Origin of the sequence: Lactococcus formosensis (assembly GCF_018403745.1) — a bacterium.
Lineage (GTDB): Bacteria > Bacillota > Bacilli > Lactobacillales > Streptococcaceae > Lactococcus > Lactococcus formosensis.
Genome location: NZ_BOVP01000005.1, coordinates 26954 through 46212, shown reverse-complemented (window position 1 = coordinate 46212; position 19259 = coordinate 26954). Strand labels below are relative to the sequence as shown.

Annotated in this window: 19 protein-coding genes and 2 tRNA genes; 3 read left to right on the top strand and 18 right to left on the bottom strand. The window is 37.6% G+C overall.

Going from position 1 to position 19259, the window contains the following annotated elements:
• Positions 1 to 31 precede the first annotated feature (31 nt).
• Positions 32 to 493, top strand: a complete 462-nt coding sequence (locus KJS37_RS07175; RefSeq protein ID WP_213496617.1) for a VanZ family protein — start codon at positions 32 to 34, stop codon at positions 491 to 493.
• Between the two features lie 12 nt (positions 494 to 505).
• Here KJS37_RS07175 and add read toward each other — a convergent pair whose 3' ends face one another.
• The 4 genes from add to KJS37_RS07155 all read right to left on the bottom strand — a co-directional run bounded on the left by add (position 506) and on the right by KJS37_RS07155 (position 5172).
• The gene (gene add, locus KJS37_RS07170) at positions 506 to 1540 is read right to left on the bottom strand and encodes an adenosine deaminase (RefSeq protein WP_165711906.1); all 1035 of its coding nucleotides are present in this window, start codon (positions 1538 to 1540) and stop codon (positions 506 to 508) included.
• Between the two features lie 181 nt (positions 1541 to 1721).
• Complete coding sequence (locus KJS37_RS07165; RefSeq protein ID WP_213496615.1) at positions 1722 to 2525, bottom strand: DUF6273 domain-containing protein; 804 nt, start codon at positions 2523 to 2525, stop codon at positions 1722 to 1724.
• 99 nt (positions 2526 to 2624) lie between these two features.
• Positions 2625 to 3059 carry a SprT family protein gene (locus tag KJS37_RS07160; RefSeq protein WP_213496613.1) on the bottom strand — a complete coding sequence of 145 codons (435 nt, stop codon included), beginning with the start codon at positions 3057 to 3059 and terminating at the stop codon, positions 2625 to 2627.
• Entirely contained in the window at positions 3040 to 5172 is a 2133-nt protein-coding gene (locus tag KJS37_RS07155) for a Tex family protein (RefSeq protein ID WP_213496611.1), read from the bottom strand. The genes KJS37_RS07160 and KJS37_RS07155 overlap by 20 nt, the downstream gene beginning before the upstream one ends.
• 95 nt (positions 5173 to 5267) lie before the next feature.
• On the opposite strand from KJS37_RS07155, the gene KJS37_RS07150 reads away from it, so the two are divergent.
• On the top strand, positions 5268 to 5879 hold the full coding sequence (locus KJS37_RS07150; protein ID WP_213496610.1) for a nitroreductase family protein: 612 nt from the start codon (positions 5268 to 5270) through the stop codon (positions 5877 to 5879).
• Positions 5880 to 5947: 68 nt separating this feature from the next.
• Here KJS37_RS07150 and KJS37_RS07145 read toward each other — a convergent pair whose 3' ends face one another.
• The 6 genes from KJS37_RS07145 to KJS37_RS07120 are packed head-to-tail and all read right to left on the bottom strand — an operon-like array spanning position 5948 to position 10862.
• Complete coding sequence (locus tag KJS37_RS07145) at positions 5948 to 6883, bottom strand: serine hydrolase domain-containing protein (protein ID WP_244851372.1); 936 nt, start codon at positions 6881 to 6883, stop codon at positions 5948 to 5950.
• A 10-nt stretch (positions 6884 to 6893) separates the two neighbouring features.
• Positions 6894 to 7796, bottom strand: coding sequence for an N-acetylmuramic acid 6-phosphate etherase (murQ, locus tag KJS37_RS07140; protein WP_213496607.1), 903 nt, complete (start codon positions 7794 to 7796; stop codon positions 6894 to 6896).
• Between the two features lie 12 nt (positions 7797 to 7808).
• Positions 7809 to 8657: a MurR/RpiR family transcriptional regulator gene (locus tag KJS37_RS07135; protein WP_165713529.1), complete on the bottom strand. Its 849-nt coding sequence runs from the start codon at positions 8655 to 8657 to the stop codon at positions 7809 to 7811.
• 15 nt (positions 8658 to 8672) lie between these two features.
• On the bottom strand, positions 8673 to 9152 hold the full coding sequence (locus tag KJS37_RS07130; protein WP_213496605.1) for a PTS sugar transporter subunit IIB: 480 nt from the start codon (positions 9150 to 9152) through the stop codon (positions 8673 to 8675).
• A 38-nt stretch (positions 9153 to 9190) separates the two neighbouring features.
• A complete protein-coding gene (locus KJS37_RS07125) occupies positions 9191 to 10027 on the bottom strand; it encodes a PTS system mannose/fructose/sorbose family transporter subunit IID (RefSeq protein ID WP_061414255.1) in 837 nt (278 codons plus the stop codon).
• A complete protein-coding gene (locus tag KJS37_RS07120) occupies positions 10020 to 10862 on the bottom strand; it encodes a PTS mannose/fructose/sorbose/N-acetylgalactosamine transporter subunit IIC (protein ID WP_165711896.1) in 843 nt (280 codons plus the stop codon). The genes KJS37_RS07125 and KJS37_RS07120 overlap by 8 nt, the downstream gene beginning before the upstream one ends.
• Before the next feature lie 148 nt (positions 10863 to 11010).
• Here KJS37_RS07120 and KJS37_RS07115 point away from each other — a divergent pair, with 148 nt between their 5' ends.
• Complete coding sequence (locus KJS37_RS07115) at positions 11011 to 11784, top strand: sulfite exporter TauE/SafE family protein (protein WP_096369013.1); 774 nt, start codon at positions 11011 to 11013, stop codon at positions 11782 to 11784.
• Positions 11785 to 11996: 212 nt separating this feature from the next.
• Here the strand turns inward: KJS37_RS07115 and rpsD are convergent, their stop codons facing one another.
• The 8 genes from rpsD to KJS37_RS07075 form a co-directional block, all read right to left on the bottom strand.
• The gene (rpsD, locus tag KJS37_RS07110) at positions 11997 to 12608 is read right to left on the bottom strand and encodes a 30S ribosomal protein S4 (RefSeq protein WP_003133217.1); all 612 of its coding nucleotides are present in this window, start codon (positions 12606 to 12608) and stop codon (positions 11997 to 11999) included.
• 188 nt (positions 12609 to 12796) lie between these two features.
• The gene (locus tag KJS37_RS07105; RefSeq protein ID WP_213496603.1) at positions 12797 to 14167 is read right to left on the bottom strand and encodes an APC family permease; all 1371 of its coding nucleotides are present in this window, start codon (positions 14165 to 14167) and stop codon (positions 12797 to 12799) included.
• 270 nt (positions 14168 to 14437) lie between these two features.
• Positions 14438 to 14887: a hypothetical protein gene (locus KJS37_RS07100; RefSeq protein ID WP_213496601.1), complete on the bottom strand. Its 450-nt coding sequence runs from the start codon at positions 14885 to 14887 to the stop codon at positions 14438 to 14440.
• Positions 14888 to 15002: 115 nt separating this feature from the next.
• Positions 15003 to 15647, bottom strand: coding sequence for an ATP-binding cassette domain-containing protein (locus KJS37_RS07095; protein ID WP_213496599.1), 645 nt, complete (start codon positions 15645 to 15647; stop codon positions 15003 to 15005).
• A gap of 19 nt (positions 15648 to 15666) precedes the next feature.
• Complete coding sequence (locus tag KJS37_RS07090) at positions 15667 to 17703, bottom strand: DUF1430 domain-containing protein (protein ID WP_213496597.1); 2037 nt, start codon at positions 17701 to 17703, stop codon at positions 15667 to 15669.
• Positions 17704 to 18138: 435 nt separating this feature from the next.
• A tRNA-Pro gene (locus KJS37_RS07085) sits at positions 18139 to 18212 on the bottom strand.
• A 54-nt stretch (positions 18213 to 18266) separates the two neighbouring features.
• Positions 18267 to 18340, bottom strand: a tRNA-Arg gene (locus KJS37_RS07080).
• 115 nt (positions 18341 to 18455) lie between these two features.
• Entirely contained in the window at positions 18456 to 19259 is an 804-nt protein-coding gene (locus tag KJS37_RS07075) for an energy-coupling factor transporter transmembrane component T family protein (RefSeq protein ID WP_165712499.1), read from the bottom strand.

Genomic DNA, 19259 nt, shown 5'->3' with positions numbered 1-19259 from the left:
ATAAAAAACGTTTAAATATCTGAGGGCTTTCATGTATAAATTCTCCAAAATTATCTTTGCTTATTATCTTCTATTTCTATTTTGGGGGATTCTTTTTAAATTTGACATTGCACATACGATAAATACAGCCCATTTATTCCCTTCCCGCAGCCTAAATGTGTCACCTTTTGATGCTTCTGGTGGACGTTTAGAAATCCTTTTTAATGTCCTTATTTTTATCCCTTTCGGTTTTTTTATGGGCCGCTTTTCAGAACGGAGCTTTTTTGGAAAATGGGGGGCAATCTTCCTTGTCAGTCTTTTTGTCGAAATTCTTCAATTTATTTTCGGCATCGGAGCCACCGATATAACCGACATCATCACAAATACCTCTGGTGGTTTGATAGGACTGTTGCTTTATCATGCCTTTCAGAAAAACGAAAGAAGACAAGATGTAATAAGCTTGTTTTTTGGTGGCTTTCTTCTTTTCTTTACTTTCGTTCTTTTGCTTCATTAAAAAGAGCTGATGTTACTCAGCTTTTTTTATTTGGGCATACTCAATAGAAAACCGCTGATGGAGAGTTTCTTTTTCTTCCTCACTAATAAAGGCACCATCAATAGCATAATGATTGATTCTTTCAAAATCACTCACTTGAAAATCATACCACGCTGCAATTTTCTCATATTCCTTTTGCAAGTTGGTATTACTTACTGTGCGATTGTCAGTATTTATGGTTACATGAAGACCTTTCTTATACAATTCTAAAAAAGGATATTCTTCAAGATGGCGGATAGCTTTTGTTTGAAAATTACTGGTTGGTGCCATTTCCAAAACGATACCCAACTCTATCAAAACATGTTGATAGTCTGGAAGCTCTTTCGTCATGATGCCATGTCCCAAACGTGTTGCTCCCATCTCGACAGAATCAATAATGTTTTGTTCACAGCCAGGGCATTCTCCTGCATGCAGTGTGACTTGTACCCCACGACATGTCACCTTATCCAGCAAGTTTTTAAATTTTACTTGAGGGTAATTTACCTCATCGCCTGCCATATCAAAGCCAACCAAATGTTCATCGTTTATCTCATCAAAAAGCGGAACCAACTTATCCAAACGCTCGATTGGCACCTGACGAAGACCACAAAGGAGAACATTTGCGACAATATCAAAGTCTTCTTCAGCACGAGAAACACCAGCAATAACAGCTTCTACAGCTTCTTCAAGTTCAAGATTTTTTTCCAGATGCTGACCAGGTGCAAAGCGAATTTCAATATACTTGACATTATCCTCAGCAGCTTGACGAACCACATCATAAGCTGCCAGCTCAAGATTAGTATAGCTTTGTAGTAACGGAAGAACGAAGTCAAAACGCTCCAGATATTCTAAAAGACTTTGAGTTGTTTCTGGCGCTTGTGCACAATTCAGTATTTCATCATCACTCATATTTAAATCGTACCCTATGTTATTAGCCAGCTGCTTAATACAAGGCAAACTGAGTGAACCATCAAGATGACAATGAAGTTCAACTTTCGGCATTAAAGCAATGGTTTCTGAATTAAGCATTAGATTAGAGCCCCCATAAAAATATATTTTTTCTATTTTACGCTTTTTTCTTACGACATGCAAATTTTTTCGTCAAGAAAAAAGATATTGGAACACGATATTCTTACATGCATTGGTGAGCGATTTTATTTTTAAAACTTTAAGCGAAAGGCGTCCAATGTTAATTTTTACCCCGACCTCTTTACTTATCTATTTTAAGCACATATTCCTTATGCCCATTGATTTCTTTCTCCTCCACCTCTGTTTCTGGTGGAAGTGTGAAGGCTGGACGGACATGAGCGGGGTAGACTACGCCCCCGCCTGATAACATTCCCTCGTAGTTAACTGCGCTAACTACTGTGGAGGCTGTCGCAAAAGCCGTACGGAGCCACCAGCTATAAGGGGTAGAATCCCCTTCTAAATAAGCTAGCCTATCCTCCTTTACTCCCCCTTTTCGCTTAAAATACATTAAGTTACGGTCATCTTCAAAACGAACTCTATGCTTATAATTCCCTACATCAACGTCCGAAAGCAAGAAAAGTTGCCGCTTTATTTTTTCTATGTGCCCCGTTCCTGCATTTTCTTCTGAAGGCTTTATCCCTAGCTCTGTGAGAGGAATATTTTCTTGTATACCTTTAGACAAACGCTTGATAAAGTCCTTGTGCATAAAGGCATCCGGTATACTGTGGCCATAATAAGCTTCCTTCCAGCCATCTCGAAAAGACATGGGTGGATCTAGCAGGTATTTGCGAAGCAACAAGACATTGCCTTGATTAATGTAATTTTTCGTGAGCACCAGATAGGGCACCAACTTTCCTTCTTCTTTGATGTGAATGGTGTAGCCCAAGCGTTTGTCCTTGTCATAGGCTAAATCTCTTAATACTTGTGGCTCTTTTGCGGGTAATAGATAAATAAAGTCCTCTCTTTTCACAACTATAAACACAGCAATAAGTATTTGTAGCAAACTTAATCCTAAAAACATCATCATCTTTTTTTTACTTTTCAATCGTCTCTCTCCTTAAAAATCGTGATAAATCCTTCACTAACTAATACGAGAAAAAAACGAAATTAACACTAAAAAGAGCAAAGAAAAAAGAACAAGAAATTATCCTTGCTCTTTTAGTTTCCCTCGGCATTTACCACAGGCATATTTTTTTAGATCAATTTTACGTTGACGTTGATAAATCTGCTGACAGCTTTGACACACATAAGTATGTTTAGCCTCTCTTATCGATGGAGCATAACGTAAACCTCCTACTTGAGCAAGTAAATCCTTAAACTCCCTGTCTTTATGCTTATAACCTCTTTTCTGGGCATAGAGATGATAATGAACCAGCTCATGGAGAATAATACCATCAAACTCTGCTCGATTTGCCATTTTAGGGTTAAAATCCAAATGCATATCCTTAGGAAAAAAGCGGCCTCCCGTACTGCGTAGACGACTATTCCACTGGGCAGTATGCAGAAATGGACGCGCAAATTTCTCTACAGAAAGTTGACGCACATGGTCTGTTAATTCCTCATTGTTCACGTGGCTCAACCAAAGTTAAATTAATCTTACCGCGCTCTTGGTCAATGGATTTTACCCAAACGGTTACGATTTGTCCGACAGCAACAACTTCATGAGGATTTTTCACAAAGTTTTTACTCAAGTCAGAAACGTGAATCAATCCGTCATTTTTAATACCAATATCCACAAAGGCACCAAAATCGACAACGTTACGCACTGCTCCTTCAAGTTTTTGGCCCACACGTAAATCGCTCGCGGAAAGAACATCTTGACGTAAGATTGGTGCATCAAAATTGTCACGTAAATCACGTCCTGGTTTTGTCAAATCAGCAATAATATCTGTCAACGTTTCGCGACCAACACCAAGTTTTTCTGACATTTCCACAATATTTACTTTTTTCAAAATTGCTGCGGAATTCGCATCGAGAGAAGCTATATTAAGTGTTTCAAGTAATTTTTCGACCACCTTATATGACTCTGGATGGACTCCAGTATTATCAAGAAAGTTCTTTGCATCAGGAATACGAAGGAAACCCGCTGCCTGCTCAAAAGCTTTCGCACCTAAACGAGGGACTTTTTTCAACTGTACACGGCTCGCGAGCGCTCCATTTTCCTCGCGAAATTTTACGACATTATTGGCTAAGGTTTTGTTAAAACCAGCAACATGTGAAAGAAGCGCAGGGCTGGCCGTATTTACATTGACACCAACTTGGTTGACCACAGTTTCGACAACAAAGTCCAAGTTTTCGGTAAGTTTCTTCTCTGCAACATCATGTTGATATTGCCCTACACCAATAGCTTTTGGTTCTATTTTCACTAACTCAGCCAGAGGATCTTGCAGCCTTCTTGCAATGGAAATAGCCGAACGCTTTTCTACCGTCAAGTCCGGAAACTCTTCACGCGCCAACTCTGAAGCCGAGTAAACAGAAGCCCCAGATTCACTCACGATGACATAAAAGACATCAGACAGGCTATTTTCTTTTAAGACTTCGGCCACAAATGCTTCGGATTCACGACTGGCTGTTCCATTACCAATAGCTATCATATCAACCTTATATTTAGAAATAAGCGCTGCTAAATCCTTCTTGGCTTGGGCGATTTGACTCGCATTGGCAGGTTTTACGGGGTAGATGACAGTTGTCGTCAAGAGTTTACCTGTCGCATCAACAATGGCAAGCTTTGCTCCTGTACGATAAGCAGGGTCAAAGCCCATCACTGTACGCCCTTTAAGCGGTGCCACCAAGAGCAGGTTTTTCAAATTTTCACCAAACACTTCGATAGCTGCATCTTCAGCTTTTTCTGTTAATTCGGCACGCACTGCACGTTCCATCGCTGGAAGCAGCTTTTTCTTCACTGCTTCTTTAATAGCTAAACTCATATATTTGTTGTTTCGCGCAGCAAAACGATTTTCAAAAAAGCGTAAAATCTTATCTTCATTATGTTCAAATTTCACAGAAAGAACGCCCATCTTTTCGCCACGATTTAAAGCAAGCACACGGTGGTTTGGAAGTTCAGAGATTTTCTCCGCAAATTCATAATAAATTTGGAACACTTTTTTCTCATCAAGGCTTTGCTCTTTCAGACGACTTTCTAAGAGACTGTTTTGTTTCACTTCACTCAAAAGCCAGCTCCGCAATTTAGCATCCTCAGAGATCGCCTCTGCCAGAATATCCATCGCACCTTGAAGTGCCTTTGCTGCCGTAGCGAAAGTTTCATTCGTATACTTCTCTGCTTCTTCTTCAAGACTTGGTGTATTTTTAACAATGAGTTGCGCAAGAGGGAAGAGACCGTTTTCTTTCGCCACTGTGGCTTTTGTGCGACGTTTTTCTTTATAAGGAAGATAAAGGTCTTCAACTTCGGACAGCTTCTCAGCCGCTGCTATTTGAGTCTTAAGCGCATCCGTTAATTTTCCTTGCTCCTCAATCTTGGACAGAACCGCTGTTTTACGATCCGAAAGTTTTGTCAGGCTGTCATTTTCGTCAATAATTTTTTTGATTTCAACTTCGTCTAAGCTTCCTGTAGCTTCTTTACGATAACGGGCAATAAAAGGTACTGTGTTACCTTCTGCTGTAAGTTCAAGTACTTTTTGAACTTGTGAACTTTTAATCTTTAGCAATTCAGCTATTTTTTTCGTATTTTCCATTCTTCCATTTTACCATATTATCCTCATTTTCAATTCATGTGATTTCGATGTTTATTTGCTAAAATAGCTCTAGTAAAAAGTAGAAAGCGAAAGAAATGGAATATTTAAAATTAGCTCACTCACGCCATGCGGTCAAAAAGTTTGATAAAAAGAAAGTCCCTCTCGAAGAGATTAAAGACATTATTAAAATAGCCCGTTTAGCCCCTTCAGGCATCAATATACAAAGTTGGCACTTTGTCGTTATTGATTCAACTGAAGCCAAAGCCGAACTTTTAAAAGAAGTCAATCCTTCAAACCATGAGCAGATTGAAACAGCAGGTGGCTTGATCATGATTTTTGCGGACAGTCAATATGCCGAACGCCTTAGACTTATTAGCGAGCGTGGAAGTGACGAGCTGTCAAGTCTTGACATTGAACGTTTCACCCAACGCTATCAAGCTTATGTAAATAGCTTTGATTCTGAATATCTCAATACCTATATGTCTATGACAACTGGCCTTGTCACAATGAACTTGCTCTATGCCATCTATGATAAAGGTTATAAGGCCAATGTTGTCCTTGGCTATAAACGCACAGAAAAAATCAATGAGATTCTCAACGTCGATAAAAAATACCGTCCAGAACTCATCATCCCTTTTGGAACTTCTGAGGAAACTGGCCAACCAAGCTTTCGTTTGGGGCTTGAGGATATTATGGAAATTCGGTGATAAAAAATCTGCTTCAATGCAGATTTTTTTATTTTATCTCATAAAGCTAAAGTATCTTGGAATCTTTCCTAAATCTCACTTTCAAAAAATTTTTCTATTATATCTTGGCGAACACAAATATAACTCTTGTTTTCCCGATTAGGATATGTTCGATTACTCAGCACAACTAAAGCACGCATCTGTAAAAGATCTAAACATATTACACCTCCCGTAAAACCTGTATGATAGAGCTGCCCAGCACCACGAGAAAGCCAGCCTAGTGTCCGCCCCGAAACCTCGAGTGTCTGCAAAGTCGTTAACAGCTCATCAGATAAAATATCCCCTGAAAAAACTGCTCTAACAAAAGTTTCTAAATCTCCAATCGTGCTGAAAAGTCCCGCATGACCTGCTTCTTTTTCCCAGAGATAGGCTTTCCCATCGTGAACAATACCTTTAATCTTACCTCGAGATAGCGTAATCTCTGTCGGTACAGCAGAACTTTCATTTGGAAAATAGGTCGTCGATACCATACCCAAAGGCTCAAAGACATGAGTGCGAAAACTCTCCTCAAGTCCACAACCGTCTATTTTTTCAATGATTTCTCCCAGGAGTAAATAACCAATGTCAGAGTAAATCGTGTACCTTTCATTAGGCAAAGGGAGGTCAGTTTTCTTCAAAAAGTTCCAAAAAAAGTCTTGTGAAAAGTCTGTTTTATCTGTGAAGTCCGCAGGAAATCCCGCACGATGTAAGAGAAGGTCTTCGATTGTTATTTTCAACTCTGTAAGCACAGGAAAAAAATGGCCAATCGAATCTGAAAGAGATATTTCTTCGCGGTCTATGAGTTGAAGGATACGCGTTGTTGTCCCGACCGCTTTAGTTAGGCTAGCCATGTCATAAAGGGACGATGACGTGACTCCCTCATCATAATCTATTGTCCCACCACATACTGTTTGACTGTCTTGATTTTCCATATAAAAAGCCGCAAAGCCAGGTGTATCTTCCCGAACTACTGCAGCTTCCAACATTTTAAAAATATTACTTGCTTTCTCGGATAACATTGGCAATATTCCCATCTTTTTCCTTAAGTAACTTTTTAGCTTCAATGCTTGAAACATTTAATTCCAGCATCAAAATTGCGACATTAACACGCTCCCCAGACTCGTAAAAGACCTTCTCTGCCTCTTCGAAACTCACGCCTGTCGCCTGAGAAACGATACGAATCCCACGATTCACTAATTTCTCATTTGTCGCTTGGACGTTAATCATCAAATTCTGGTAAACCTTACCTGTTTTAACCATAATTCCTGAAGAAATCATATTGAGCACCATCTTTTGTGCAGTTCCTGATTTCATACGGGTTGAACCTGTAATAACTTCAGGACCAACAGCAACATCTATCCCTACATCAGCTACGGCAGCCATTTCACTGTTTGGATTTGCAGATACTGAAATCGTCAGTGCGCCCACTTTTTTGGCATATTCCAACGCTGCCAAAACATAGGGCGTCCGGCCACTTGCAGATAACCCAATCAATATATCTTGAGGCGTTAGCTCAACTGCTTTTATATCAGCTAATCCTAGTTCACGAGAGTCTTCGGCACCTTCAATAGCCTTGTAAACTGCTTCGTCCCCTCCTGCGATAATTCCAAAAGCCCGTGTGGCGGGAACGCTGTAAGTTGGCGTTAATTCAACACCATCCAAAAGTCCTAACCGGCCACTCGTTCCTGCCCCTATATAAATGATACGACCGCCTGCCGCGAAACGTTCAGCAGCATGATCAATAGCTCGAGCAATTTCAGGTAATACAGCTGCAATCCCCGCTGCTACTTTCGCATCTTCATTGTTCATGATTTTAACCATTTCTAAAGTCGAAACTTGGTCTAAATTCATGGAATTCGGATTACGTCCTTCTGTAGATAAATTCTCAATTTTATTCAATTTTTTCTCGCTTTATTTAATTTTTTTTATATTTTCAGCCGTTTCCTTCATACGCTCCGTCAATTTCGGTCCAATCATCTCTTCAATAACACCGAGATATAACACTGTAGCTACTTGAAATGATGACTCAAAAGAAGCAATCGCGCCTACCCGTAACAAGTGCTCTGTTGTAGGGATTGCAATCACACCACTCACACGCCCACTCAGTTCATCTGACTGATTTTTAGTAATAATATAAGATTGAGCACCACGTTCACGCGCAATATCTAAAGCAGCTAACACTTCTTTTGTTTCTCCAGAGTAAGAAAAACTTAAAACAACGTCTTGCTCATTGAGGTAAGCCAAATTTTCCATCACCATATGCCCATCCCAACTATGCAAAGCCAGAAAACCAGCACGGTTAAATTTGTGAGCCAAATCATAAGCAATGACACCTGATGAACCTACACCAATAAGATAAATTCTCCTCGCTTTTTTCAAAGCAAAAATAGCATCTTGTATCACTTTCTCATCTAGAAAATTAGCAGTATCTGAAACCGTCGTGGAGAGCATAACAGCAACCTTATCAATAATCATTGATAAGTCATCATTTTTTTGGACAATGGGATCAATCTCTATGATATCGCTTGAAGCCACAGTATGAGAACTTTGTGCCATGGCAATCCTAAATGTATCCAAACCATCATAGCCAAATTTACGAACAAACCGTGTGATAGCGGAAGCAGATGTATCCGACTGTGCTGCAATTTCAGCAATACTCATAGTCAAAACATCAGGATGTCGCAAAAAAGTATCCGCCACCCTTTTTTGACTTTGGTTGAGCGCTTCATAATTTTGCTTGATTTCCATTCTGATATTCATAAGTACTTCCTTTTTCTATTTATCATCAATCATACTCATAATGGAGACGTCACTTTCACCTGGTACCATACGAGCAGTAATTTTTGTTCCTTTTTCTGTTAGTTCCCTGAGCTGTGCAATATCTTGGGGCGTTAAAAATACAGATTTTTTGATTTGAACTGCATCTTCTCCTTGTTTAGAGATATTTCCTACATTAAATTCATCCAATACGCCAGCATCAACTAAAGCTTTCATATCACCAATTGTTTTTGTTAAAACAAAAACACGTTCATCACCAAAGCGATTTTCCTTAAAATTCACAATTGCACGACGAACACTGGACACGGTCAATTTTTTCCCCGCTGGTTTTGCCAGTTGCAATGCACCGAGAACCATGTCATCCTTCCATGCACTATCATTTGCCACATAGAGTCGCTCTGCATTAACTACATTTAACCACACGGCAGCAACCTGCCCATGAATCAAACGCTCATCTACCCTTGCATGTATAATCATTTTACTATTTCCTCATTCTTCTTTCAATTAAAATTCTACTAGTTAAAGAGGTTACCAACAGCATTTAACATAGGCTGTAAATTTCCTAAAATCATACCCAAAGCAATCAGGACAAAAATCAAGCGTGTAGAGTTCATCTTCTTTTTACCTAGAAGCCAGTAGCTAAGTCCGACAATTGCAAGTGGCACAAGCCCTGGTAGAATTTTATCCAACATTTCTTGCACATTCATTGTTACTTCGCCCATTTTATAGGAAAGTTCAAGTTTATAGGTAATCACAGAAGGAATTAAGCCCCCTACCACGGTCAAACCAAGAATAGCTGCTGCATCAGTCAAGACTTTCATTTGTGATGCAAAACCAACAGCAATTTTTTTACCTTGTGCATAACCAATCTGAAGGAATTTCCAGCGCACGACGAGTACAGCCAGTCCAATAATCAAAGGAATAATTAAGCTAACAACTTGTCCTGCTTGAGCTAAGTAAGCCGCCATTGAAAAGACCACAGCACGGTAGATAGCAATAAAAAGCGTATCCCCGACACCAGCAAATGGCCCCATTAAACCCGTTTTAAGACCGATAACTGCTTCTTCATCTGTTTCATTGAGTTCTTCTTCCATAGCTATATTCGCACCAATAATCAGATGACTCATGGCTGGTGTTGTATTAAAGAAGCCAATATGTGTTTTCAAGGCTTTAGCCATTTTTTCTTTATTGTTACCATAAAGGCGACGTAAAGCTGGCATAATGGTGTAGGCATAGCCTAGACCTTGCATACTTTCATAATTCCATCCCCATTGGAAACCAAAGAGATTGCGAATGTAAACTTTTTTTAAATCTTTTTTTGTGATTTCTGGTTTATTATATTGTTCAGTCATTGAAGTTGACCTCCTCATCTGCGTAGAGATTATCAGATAAATCTGATCCTGTAGCTGTAGCAGCTACAGGTTGTGGCGCTGCAGCTTCTTTCACTTTATTTTGTTGATTGATTACCGCGATACCAGCAAGTGCAAGTCCAATAAGAGCGACTCCCAGCACTGAAAATGTCTCAGAAAAGTAAGCCATTAAGGCAAAACCGATAATAAAATAAGACCAATATTTTTTAATCGGGAGGTAGTGAAGCAAAATTGCAATACCCATAGCAGGAAGAATTGCTCCTGCCGCTTTTAGCCCATTCATTACCCAAACAGGTATTGCTTCATTAATAAGATTAACAACATGCTCTCCGAAATAAAGACCAATAAATACTGGAATCATCCGTGATAATGTCCACGAAAATATTCCAAATACGTTGCTCATTTCCACACCCCGAGCATTGCCGACTTCAGCAAATTTGGCTGCTCGCTTTTGCCAGAATAAATTAACCATACGACCCAAAATATCCATTTGTGTGAGCAAAAGTCCAATCGGAATAGCGATACCAATGCCGTATTCTACACCTTTACCTGAAAGAATGGCATAGGCTGTTCCCATAATAGCTCCGCTTAAAAAATCAGGAACAGTAGCCCCACCATAAGTTGCGACTCCAAGTGTCATCAACTGTAGCGTTGCACCGACCAGAAGTCCTGTTGTAAGATCTCCCATAACAAACCCTGTAAATGCAGCTGCAAAAAGTGGCGTGTAAGGACCGATTTGAATAGAAATCTGATCTAGTACACCAATGGCTGTATAGACCAGAAGAACAATGATGATTCCAATGGAAAGTGTATCCATATTTCCTCCTCCGCCTTCTTTTGAAAGCGTTTTTATATTTTAGATAATCCTATTGTAGCGAAAACGAAAATATTTGTCAATTATTTTAAAATAAAACAACAAACGAAAATTAATTTCGTTTGTTGTTTTTTTATGTTATACTGTTCGTATGAATATTTTACAATTTTTTCTCTATCCTTTTATCATTATCATAGCAAATGTGATTGGAGCAATCAGTGGCATGGGCGGTGGATTAATCATCAAACCCCTGCTGTCCCTACTTGGATTTCACTCACTGCCTGAAATCGTATTTTATTCTAGCGTGGCTGTCCTTGTTATGGCACTTTCTTCAACAGCGCGCCAAATTAAAAACGGCATCAAAATTAACGCTCGAAATGTTACTTTTTTGTCTATCGGCTCCGTCTTAGGCGGAATGCTCGGACAGCGGGTTTTACAATTTTCTTTTAAAATTATTGGAAATGAAAATACAGGTCAACTCCAAGCTTTCCTACTCATTATTTTATTATCTGGCGTTTTACTCTTAGGACGTTTAAACATTCAGTTTAATAAACAACTCAATACTCTTTATTTCTTATGTGGACTGTCTCTTGGGACCGTATCTGTATTTCTAGGAATTGGGGGAGGACCTTTCAATGTCGCTCTTCTTTTACTGATTTTCCCTCTAAAAATCAAAGAAGCAACGACCTACTCTATCGTTTCTATTTTATTCTCACAAGTTTCAAATTTAGTTACAACTTTAATTTTTTCGAATGTATTTGCATATGATTTAAATATCTTATGGGTAATCATTCCTGCTGCATTTATTGGAGGAAATCTTGGCGCATTACTTAGCGGAAAACTTAGTGATCGGAGTATTAACAGACTCTTTAATATCGTAGTCATCATGATAATGCTTATTACTCTTATTCCAGCTTTATTTTAATCACTCTATCAATTCCATCATAATTGGTAATAATATATTCTTACTATACTAATTTAATAGATCCTTTTAGTATCAGCTCAATAAAAGCACTGAAAAACAGTGTTTTTATTTTTATGAAATGTAATTGAAACCACAATCTATCATGTAAATTTTGAAAATAAAAAAACTCTAAGCCAAATATGACTTAGAGTTATAACTCGTGTGAAACGAGATTACATCATTTTGTTGTAGAATTCGACGATAAGTGCTTCGTTGATTTCTGTGTTGATTTCATCGCGTTCTGGAAGACGAACGAGTGAACCTTCAAGTTTATCAGCATCGAAAGATACGAAGTTTGGACGTCCTTTAGTTGCTTCAACAGCTTCAAGGATTGCAGGAACTTTCATAGATTTTTCACGAACTGAAATAACTTGACCAGGTGCTACGCGGTATGATGGGATATCAACGCGTTTGCCGTCAACGAGGATGTGACCGTGGTTTACGAATTGACGTGCTTGACGACGTGTAGTTGCAAGACCAAGACGGAACACAACATTATCCAAACGTTGTTCAAGCAAAGTCATGAAGTTGAAACCAAGAGTTCCTTCTTTAACACGTGTAGCTGCTACAAACAAGTTACGGAATTGACGTTCAGAAACACCGTAAGTGAAACGCAGTTTTTGTTTTTCAGCCAATTGCAAACCGTATTCAGAAAGTTTTGAACGGTTGTTAGGGCCGTGTTGACCAGGTACGTAGTTACGACGTGCAAGTTCTTTACCAGAACCTGTAAGTGAAATGCCGAGACGGCGTGATTGTTTCCAAGATGGACCAGTATAACGTGACATGTTAATGTCTCCTTCAAATTTTTTTGAAGAATATTGACAGCCTCGAATTCGTGCATTTCACTTTCGCCTTACAGCTTCGGTTACTTCGTAACAAGGGAAATGTTGACGAGTTTTCTAGCTGACTGCTATATTCAACTTTACTATTTTAGCAAAATTACCAAAAACTGTCAACATGACAAGTGAATCATTTATAGTATTCTTCTTAATTTAGATTTTACTTTAACAACTGCTGCAACACTATCGCTGCTTCGCTTCATTTTCGTCTGGTAATAAAACACAGGAATACCGGCAAGCGTAATAGCAATCCCAATCATCGCAAGAACGGGCTGCTGTGTAATAGTCGTCCACATGATAAACAAGGCACCCAACATTCCAATGACAGGGAGGACTGGATAAAGGACTACTTTATAAGGGCGGTGCAAGTTTGGCTCCTTTTTGCGGAGGATAAATACTGCAAGAATTAACAAGAAGGAGAAAAACCACATTACAAAGATGACCAGATTTGTCAGGATATCAAAGGAACCTGCTGCCATAAAGATGCAAGCTAAACTCCCAACCAAGGCCGTTGAAACAAAGGGAATGGCATTTTTATTGAGTTTACTCAAGTGTTTTGAGAAAGGAAGTGAGTTTTCTAAAGCTAGAGCATAAGGCACACGAATTGCTGTCATCGTGTAGCCATTGAGCGTGCCATAAACAGAAACTAAAATCCCAATCGTTACGAGCTTACCACCATTTACACCAAATAATTTTTGTGCAGCATCTGAAGCTGTATTTGCATTTCCTGCAATCTGATCCAGAGGCAGAACTTTCAAAAATCCTAAGCTAATAGCAATATAAATAAATGAAATAACCAATAAACCGATAGTGATGACTTTAGACAAATGTTTTTGCGGGTTTTTCATCTCCCCCGCGATATTCCCTACATTCATCCAACCGTCAAAGGCAAACAAGCTCGCGACCAAAGCGCCACCAAGACCGGCAAAGAATCCGATATTTTGTCCCGCCTGAATTGGAAACAACTGTACATCCACTTGCGAATTAGTAGTCAAACCAAAAATAATAATCAAAAAGATTGGGATTAACTTTAAAATCGAAGTCAACTGCTGAAAACGTGAAGTAAAACGTGATCCCAGTAGATTAATAGACATGATAGTCAAAATAGAAGCAATAGCGATGGGTAATAGTAAACTATTAGGCAAACCAAGCAAATTCAGCACTTGTGTCGCAAAAATGATTCCCAAGGCTGCCATATTTCCAGGATTATAAATTAATACTTGTACCCAGCCAAAAAGAAAGCCTACTAGTTTTCCATAACTACGCTCTAAATATTTTACAGCACCACCTGTTTCCGGAATGGCCGCGGCCAGTTCCGCGATACTGAGTCCTGCACATATCGTTAAAATACCACCCACCACCCAAGCAAGCAAAGTTAGCGATGCAGATTGGGTTACTGCGACCATCGCAGCAATTTTAAAGAATACTCCAGCTCCAATAACGGTTCCCACAACAATAGATAAGGCTCCGAAAAAACCAACATCATTTTTCAAGTCTTTTTCCATATAATATCTTCCTTAAGTAATATATTCACTAATTTTTTTAGTGTTATGCACTATTATACTTTAAGTACTTCTACACGCCTAACAATTTGCGGGGCTTTAGAAGATTGTTAAGCAAATGTAATTCTTTAGATGAATTAAAGAACAAAAAACTCAGCTACGAAAACTCCTCAGCAAACACAACTCAACGGCTGTCCGAAGACAACAGCTTTTTATCCACTGCTATTTTTTCAAACCACCCTTACAGAAGACCATGAACAATCTCCTTAAAAATTAATACCAGTTTGTCGGATTATACCAACAAGAAAAAGTATCAAAAGTTCTTCCGTGAGCAGTAGCAAATGCCCATTTTTTAAATACAGCATTTGCTATTCTGGTGTCCGTACCTACTTTAGCTTTCGCACCATGTCTTTGATATTTAGAGCTGTAATGGTTAGAATGTCCTTTTTTCCTTCTCCCCAAATCATAAAGGTCAGAAAAATATACCCATCTCCCTGAAGCATGATTAATAGCTGGTCTTGCTTTCTTATTAGTGTTAGACCCTAAATTACTTTCTACAATATTACCCTTAGAGTCAAAATGGATATATCCCTCAGAATCTGATGTGTGTGTGATATCCCCATACGGCTCTAGTTTATCCGCAAAAGCAGCTGAACCCCCTAGTAAACTTCCTAACAGTCCAAAAGAAAGTACTAAAGTTGCTAAATATAACGTTTTTTTCATATTTACCTCCAAAATATTTTTTATATACAATGTTGCTGTGTCTCCGAGAATTTTAAAGACTTAGATTGTTCATGATCTTGTGTAAGACTGATTTTTAAAAAAGGGCAGTGGAAATTTAAAGTTCTATGGTTTTATTTCCTTTCTTTGCCAGTTCCTCATCATGAGTGACAATGATTACTGCTTTCCCATTTATTGATTGTTGAAATAAAATATCAGTGACGATATCTCTGTTGAGTGAATCTAAAGAGCCTGTAGGTTCATCTGCTAAAATAAGTATGGATGGTTTTAAAATAATTCGCGCGAGTGCCACGCGCTGTTTTTCTCCTCCAGATAAACTGCTAATCGTTGTGGATAGTTTTTTATTTAAATTGACCGCATTCAGTGCCTCCTTTTTTTGTATTACTTTCTCTTTCCTGCTTAATTTGCTATATTTTAAGCCTATTTCTAAATTAAAATTAATTGTTTCTTCTTCAACTAGACCGAAGTCTTGAAATAAAAAAGATATTTTATTTCTCTTTATTTTTAGTTTTTCTTTTGCTTTCAGCTTTGCTGTTTCAACACCTTCAAATAAATATTCTCCTGAACTTACCGTGTCGTTCATCCCTAGTATGTTTAACAGCGTTGTCTTTCCAGAGCCGCTCACACCTTTGATGGTAACAAAATCACCCTTATTTACAGTAAACGCATTAATTGAAAAAATGGGATTATCCTGTATTTTTTTTTGGACATTAGATAGAGAGACTATTTCGTTTTTATTCATCACTTTCCCCTTTAAAGATTTAATTAGACTTTCTTTTTTCAACTCTAAACAAAGTCATACTGACTATAATGACATTAAGTACCATGGCCAGAAAGATATTAATAACAAATTCTTTGCTGATTTCAGACAAGAATCCAGCTATAGTTAAACCCATCATTAGTTCGAATAGCAACAATAAAAAGACGGATGCATAAGTTTCAAAAAAGGAATAACCGTTTAGCCTTAGCAAATAAAATTTTTTATTATTATACTGGAAAAAATAGGCCGTCGTAAGTAAGCAAACAATAGAAAAGACAAATACAGTCAATAAGGAGCTGATTAATAAATAGCTGAGCGAACCGGACAGTCTTTTTATTAGCGTAATCTCTGACTTTTCATAGGGGACAAAAGAAGGTAAATTATCCGTCAGCCTGTTTTTCTCTAAAAGCCCGCCAAGCTTTTTACTTGACTGCCCAGCTGTTTTTATTTTGATTGGCGGATACCTATCACCATTAAAAATATTCCTGTCCCAACTGTCACTGTTTTTGAGTGTTAAAATATCTAAAATAGGATAGTCATCAATCCATGGCTTATTGGGAACAAAACTGTAGACAGGTTGTTTATCTTTGATATAGATAATCTCCGTTAATTTATCCTCAAATTGGAGTAAGTCTTTAAAATAGTATTCTTCTATCTTCTTTAAGTCATCAGTTCCCTTGAATCTTTCGGGAATAAGTAATATCCTTTTTTCTTCACTTTCTTCTATAAAGATTCTCTGATTATTTTCATCTAAAATCTCAAATTTTTTTAAATAATTAGGGTTAAGTTGTATCTCTCTCCCAAACACTTCGTTCTCTTTTATATTATAATGCTCTATATTTACGAGCAAGCTTCCGTTTTGGTTTAAGTAGCGATAAATTTCTTCCTCTTCTTCTGCTCTAGAATCCTTGTCATGGTCAAATTCAAGTTGATTTTTTCCCACAACAACGGGGTAAAAAACATGATAGTTATCTTCACTTATTTTTTTAGGCACTTCACTATTAAAAGTGATATTGGATGCTTGATACATAATCCTTGCTAAATCTAGGTGCATTACGACTAACATCATCAGAAAAATAAGTTTTATCACTGTTGGCAATACGTTGATAAATAACTTTTCTCCTTTATTTTTACTCTCTTTTTTTCTCCGACTTAACTTTTCCACGACATAAACCATCATCATCAACCAAATATAACTCAAGGATAGGAGGAGACCAATGTTGATCATAAAATTGACACAATAGATGCGTGAAATGCTTCCTAATAAATAGGTAAGTAAAGCAATGGATGCAAAAATACAAGTTGCATACCCCTTGCCGATAAAGTTATTGATACTCGCTACGATAGAATAGCCATTTTGTCGTAAAATATGAATTTTTTTATGAACCGAAAAAATCCAAAAACTTAACATCACTATAAAAAAGGCTATGCCAATCTTTAAATAGCTTGAAATATTGTAAATATCCCGACCTGATACTAAGTCGTAATTTTCACTTTTTTCAAAATCCGAAAAATCTTTATAAGTATAGTTCTGACCAAAAGCTTTGTTATAAGCGTTTTTTATCTGTTCTACCGTATCTTTATATTTATTTTTATCCTCTGTTTTTATAAAAACTTGCCACTCAAATTCATTTTTGTTTTTTAAATTATCTATACTGTCTATAGTTAAGACTGATTTACTCAACGGAGGAGTGTACACGCTTTTTTGATGTGTCTGAGGTGCATACAAGGTTATCTCTGCTTTTTCTAAGAACTTAAAATTAATCCCTTCTTTGATAAAGTACCCTTGGTCTACAACTTTGTAGAGCGTAAATAATCCCTCCTGTTTTGAAATTTTTTCTATAATATCAATTGCTCTATCATTCTCTTCTTTACTGGTTATTTTTTTAGGTTTTTTTACAGGAGAATAACTGTCCGTATACCTAAAAAAGTCTGTCACTTTATCTCTTGAATATTGCTCTACCTGAAAAATAAACATTCCAAATAAAATGCTGAGTAGAAGAATAGCAAGATTAAATTTTAAAATTCTTTTTTTCAAAAAAGCCTCATTTCATGTAGTTCTTTTTCTCTAAGAGTCTATTTATAATACTTTTTGATAGATTATGCATTTTTCCTTTCGAACCCTCAAAAGATTTGACTGGCCAATCTCCTAAAGCTAACAAAGCAATGCTCATCATTCTAAAAGACTTTCTTAGTTTTTTCCTCTTCATGCGTTTCCTCTTTTCAAATAATTTTTATTTATGCCTACACTATTATTCGTAAAAAAACGTGATATATAACAAAAAAAAGCAGAAAGTCCATTTTTTAATGTGCTGCTTCTAGAATGACCGGATTACTGATAATTTAGGACAAAACAAAAATAGACTCCGAAGAGTCTATTATTTAACTTAATGAGTTCAGCCACAATGCAAGGCTCTTTTTATTTCCAACAAAAAAACTCATCCACGAAAGATGAGTTAGGGTTAGTCGGTAATCGGGAAGACAGGATTCGAACCTGCGACACCTTGGTCCCAAACCAAGTACTCTACCAAGCTGAGCTACTTCCCGAAGGTATGAAAATTTTTTACAATAATAAAACGGGCAAGCCCGAATTGATTATTATGCACCCGGCAGGATTCGAACCTGCAACCGCCTGATTCGTAGTCAGGTACTCTATCCAGTTGAGCCACGGGTGCTTTTCTTAACTACCTGACTATTATAGCAAATCAATTTTACGAATGCAAGAATAAACTCATAAATAAACAAAAAAAACTGAAATTATTCAGTTTTTCTATAAGAATTGCTCTACAATTAGTGGTTAAAGACGTTCCATGTGAGTAAAACAGCTGCCAATACAAAAATGCTCAATAATAAAATAAAATCATTTTTTGACCATTTGAGCTGACGATATTTACTACGTCCATCGCCTCCTTGATAACCTCGTGACTCCATGGCAACTGCTAAATCTTCTGCACGACGGAAGCTCGAAACAAAGAGTGGAATCAATATTGGGATAATTGAGCGAACTTTTTGCAAGAGATTCCCTTCACCAAAATCCATACCTCGTGCCTTTTGGGCATTCATAATCATGGTTGTATCGTCCATCAATGTTGGAATAAAGCGAAGTGAAATCGAAAGCATAAGACCTAATTCATGTACTGGAACCTTGATTTTCTTCAACGGCGCTAATCCAGTTTCAATACCATCTGCCAATGTTAACGGCGGAGTGGTTAACGTAAGCACTGTTGACATAAAAATAATCAGCACAAACCGAAAAAAGATATAGAGCGCGTTAATCAAGCTCTCTGTTGAAATCTTCAATATCCAAAATTGAAAAATAATATGTTCTCCAGGTGTAAACAGCATCTGAAAAATAACGGTAAATAAAATCAAGCCAATCATCGGTCTTAGTCCTTTAAGGAAATAAGAAATAGAAATTCCTGATAAAAGTACACCGGCGAAAGTATAAAGAATTAAGAGTAAATAGCCTAACCAGTCATGTGCAAAGAAAATCACGATAACAAAAATAAACATGACTAAAAGTTTACTGCGAGGATCCAAGCGATGAATCAGCGAATTTCCGGGAATATAACGTCCCATGAGCATATTTTGCAT